Origin of the sequence: uncultured Campylobacter sp. (assembly GCF_937949835.1) — a bacterium.
In the GTDB taxonomy this organism is placed as follows: Bacteria; Campylobacterota; Campylobacteria; order Campylobacterales; family Campylobacteraceae; genus Campylobacter_B.
In genome coordinates this window covers 1-3,742 of sequence record NZ_CALEDC010000235.1, presented here as the reverse complement: position 1 = coordinate 3,742, position 3,742 = coordinate 1, and the positions used below count along the sequence as shown (strand labels likewise).

Below are 3,742 nucleotides of genomic sequence, written 5' to 3'. Positions count from 1 at the left end.
AAATAAAATGCGCCATCTGGTTTTACGACACTAAGCCCCGGGATCGCGCCTATCGCGTCCGCGCCAAAATCGCGCCTGCGCTCGTATTCGCGCCTCATCTCCTCGATAAAATCGTCCGCCTCGCCGCGCAGCACCGGCATAGCGCCTGCCTGGACGATGCTAGCTACGTTGCTGACGCTTTGGCTTTGCAGGCTGATCATCGCCTTATTTAGCTCATCGATCGCACAGGCGGTGTAGCCGAAGCGCCAGCCGGGCATCGCGCCGCATTTGCTTAGCCCGTTGATCGTCACGGTGCGCTCGAACATATCCTCACTGATGCTTGCTGCGGCTATGAAACTCTTGCCGAAGACGATTTTTTCGTAAATTTCATCGGCAATTACTAAAATATCCGTGCCCTTTAGCACTTCCGCAAGCTCTTGTAGCTCCTGGCGCGAATATACGGCGCCTGCGGGGTTACTCGGGTTGAAAAGGCACAGCGCCTTCGTGCGCGGCGTGATCGCGGCTTTGAGCTGCGAGGCGGTGATTTTGTATCGGTTTTCCGCCTTGGTGTCTACGATGACGGGCTTGCTGCCGCAGAATTTTACAATTTCTGGGTAGGTGACCCAATAAGGCGCCGGTATTATAACCTCATCGCCTTCGTTTAAGATGCAGTTAAAGGCGTTAAATAGCGAGTGTTTGGCGCCTACGTTGGTGATGATCTGATCAGGCCTGTAATTTAGGTCGTTGTCGCGCTTTAGCTTCTGCGCGATTAAATTTAAAATTTCAGGCGTGCCGGCAACCGGCGTATATTTTCCACAGCCCTTAGCCATAGCCTCTATGACAGCCTTTTTGGCGACCTCTGCGGTATCGAAATCAGGCTCGCCCGCGCTTAGGATTACTACGTCTTGCCCCTGCGCTTTCATCTGTTTGGCTTTGGTGCTGATTGCGATTGTTAGGCTTTCGCCGAGCTTGCTTACGCGACTTGAAAGTGTTAATTTCATTGATGCTCCTTGGATTGGTTTAGACAATTTAAAATTTGATTTTTGACGCTAAAAGCCCTGCCGCTACTTGGGTCTTGGTTGTAGATATCGTCGATTTTATAATCTCCTCCGCTACGGACGAGTTTGTAGATTATCGTCTGCGCGCCGTAGGGGCAGGTTTGAGTTACTACGACAGTATCGCGCTGCCCTAGCTCAAAATCATATTTCGCGTCGTCGCAGACATCTTGACCGCCGATTATCGGATCGTAGTCCAAGCAGCCTACCTCACCTTCGCCAGCAGATGCTTCATCCTGCATAAATGCGGATTTGAAAGAAGCCGATAGGATATTTTTGTGATCGCCAAAATAGGTATTCTTGATGTATAGACTTTTTACTAGGCTTATTCTGGCGTCGTCCGCGGAATTTTTCGCGCTATTAGCATCGCTGCCGCTTGCCGACAAAATAGCAAAAATTGTAAAAAATAGAGCTTTTTTCACTTTAACCCTCTTATTTTAATGATTTTAGATACTCTTCGTAGAATTTGTTTAGATCCTCATCCATTGCGGAGATATCTTTTCTGCCGTTGCAAATGCACTCTTCCAAAATTTCGATACGCTTGATGAGATATTTGATAAGCTCCTGGCTGATATCTGGAATTTTATTATGCGCCAAAGGATCGCTCTCGCAGCTTCCTAAAATTCTAGCCGGCACGCCCACGGCGGTGCAGTTTGGCGCGACATCCTTTACGACGACGGAATTTGCGCCGATTTTGGAATTTTCGCCTATGGTGATGTTGCCTAATACTTTGGCTCCTGCACCAACTACGACGCCGTTTTGCAGCGTCGGATGGCGCTTGCCGTGCTCTAAGCTCACGCCGCCGAGAGTGACGCCCTGATAGATCAGACAGTTATCGCCGATGATCGCCGTTTCTCCGATGACAAGCCCCGTAGCGTGGTCGAAAAACACTCCTCTGCCGATCTGCGCGCCCGGGTTTATATCTACGGCGGTGATTATGCGGGTAAGTCCGCTGATCGCGCGAGCTACAAGCTTAAAACCTCGCTCGTAGAAAAAATGCGCGAAGCGATAATTTATTAGAGCCCAGACGCCTGGATAGCAGAAAAATATCTCAAATACGCTGTTGCATGCGGGATCTTGGCGCAAGGGCTCGGTGAAGTCCTGTTTTAAAATTTGCCAAAAACTCATTTGATCGTCTTTAGATAGCTGTTGTCGTTTAAAAACAGATATAGCTCGCCCAGGATATGCTTTTTCTCTTTATCTCCGATAAGATTTGATTTTTCGACGCGCTCGTTTAGGCTTTCGCGGATATCTACTACGTCGTAGTCCATATCCTCCAAGATGTCGATGACCGATTGAGATTCGATAAAATCCTTGATCTCAAAGCCGCCGTCATCCTTTAAAATCACGGTAGCCTCTGTTGGGTGTGCGAAGAGGTTGTGGCTCATGCCAAGTACCTCCTGATAGGCCCCGACAAGGAAAAAGCCCAAGAAGTACTCCTCTTTTTCAGGATCGAAATCGTGCAGAAAGAGCGGATTTTTTTGATTGTCGAATTCTATCTCGCCGTCGCTATCGCAGGTGATATCCCAGATCGACGCCGATAGCGTAGCCCGCTCGTCCAGTCTTTCTAGAGGCATGATCGGGAAGTGCTGCTTGATGCCCCAAAAATCGGGCAGGCTTTGGAAGATCGAGAAATTTACCAAATAGCGCTCTTGGGCGTTGCCTAAGGAGTTTAAGAAATTGCTGTATTCTTGCTTGTTGCCTAAAATTCCATACGCCTTTCGCATTATTAGATGAACTAAAATTTCGCCGTTTGAGCGGTCGATCAGATCGACATATCCCAGATCAAAAAGGGTAAGCACGCTCTCCATGTGCGACATGGCGTCGTGCAGATACTCTAGCGCGTTGGAGGGTTTTAGAGTTTTATACAGATCGTATAGCTCGGCGACTACCGGCGGATTATCCTTTTTTAGGGCAAGCTTTTCTTCGGCGTATTCTTGGGTAAAAAGTTCCAAAATCGGCGCTACTAGCACAGCGTGGCTGGCGGCTACGTATCTGCCGCTCTCGATAAAGATATCCGGCTCGGCCTCTTTTTTATCCTCTGCGATCGATTTTAGCAAAAAAACCACGTCGTTGGCGTATTCTTTTAGCGTATAGTTGCGGCTGGAGCTTTCTTTGGCTTGGGAGTATTCGATAGCGAGCCCTCCGCCTAAATTTATGGATTTTAAATTTTTCGCGCCCATTTTGCGAAGCTCGGTATAGATGTTGCCCGCCTCGATGAGGGCCTTTTTTAGCTCCCCACGGGGTTGGGCATAGATGGTGGCGTAGACGGTCTCGTGGCTGACCAGGCCGGGGCGTTTCGATGCTGGCATACGCCGTAGTCTGGCAGTAATTTGCTGGGGTGACCAGTGGCGGTATACGAGCCGGTCGAAGACGTACCGGTACAGGCGAGTGCCGGGAACAAGGACGGGCTGGCGTCGGCAGTTCTGGCGTTGTTGTCTGTAGTGGATGGCGGCCAGGGTGGCATCATAGGGGGCGTCTCCCAGCCGACGGAGTTCCCGGCTGATCGTACTGGGGTTGCGGTTCAGCGCACGGGCAAGCGCCCTGATGCTGCAGGGGCGGTTGTCTTCACGGGCGCGGTGCAGTTCCAGCATGATGACGGCCCGCTCTTCGGGGCTCAGATGAGTGTAGGTTCGGGTCTGTTCCATGGCAACACCTCATATGAGGATGGGGTGTTGCACTTGAAAGTTGAGTCTAAGCAGGACCGG

General features: G+C 50.3%; 3 protein-coding genes and 2 pseudogenes. All 5 read right to left on the bottom strand.

Annotated elements, in window-relative coordinates; all coding sequences use genetic code 11:
* On the bottom strand, positions 1-980 hold a 980-nt coding region (locus Q0256_RS05330), incomplete at its 3' end, for a pyridoxal phosphate-dependent aminotransferase (RefSeq protein ID WP_297960809.1).
* Complete coding sequence (locus tag Q0256_RS05325) at positions 977-1,456, bottom strand: hypothetical protein (protein ID WP_297960807.1); 480 nt, start codon at positions 1,454-1,456, stop codon at positions 977-979. The genes Q0256_RS05325 and Q0256_RS05330, both read right to left, overlap by 4 nt.
* A 10-nt stretch (positions 1,457-1,466) precedes the next feature.
* Positions 1,467-2,162: a serine O-acetyltransferase gene (cysE, locus tag Q0256_RS05320; protein WP_297960805.1), complete on the bottom strand. Its 696-nt coding sequence runs from the start codon at positions 2,160-2,162 to the stop codon at positions 1,467-1,469.
* A pseudogene (gene speA / locus Q0256_RS05315) lies at positions 2,159-3,268 on the bottom strand (biosynthetic arginine decarboxylase); the annotation flags it as partial. The pseudogene speA and the gene cysE, both read right to left, overlap by 4 nt.
* Positions 3,269-3,580: 312 nt before the next feature.
* Positions 3,581-3,628 (bottom strand): annotated as a pseudogene (locus Q0256_RS11610) (hypothetical protein); the annotation flags it as partial.
* Positions 3,629-3,742 lie beyond the last annotated feature (114 nt).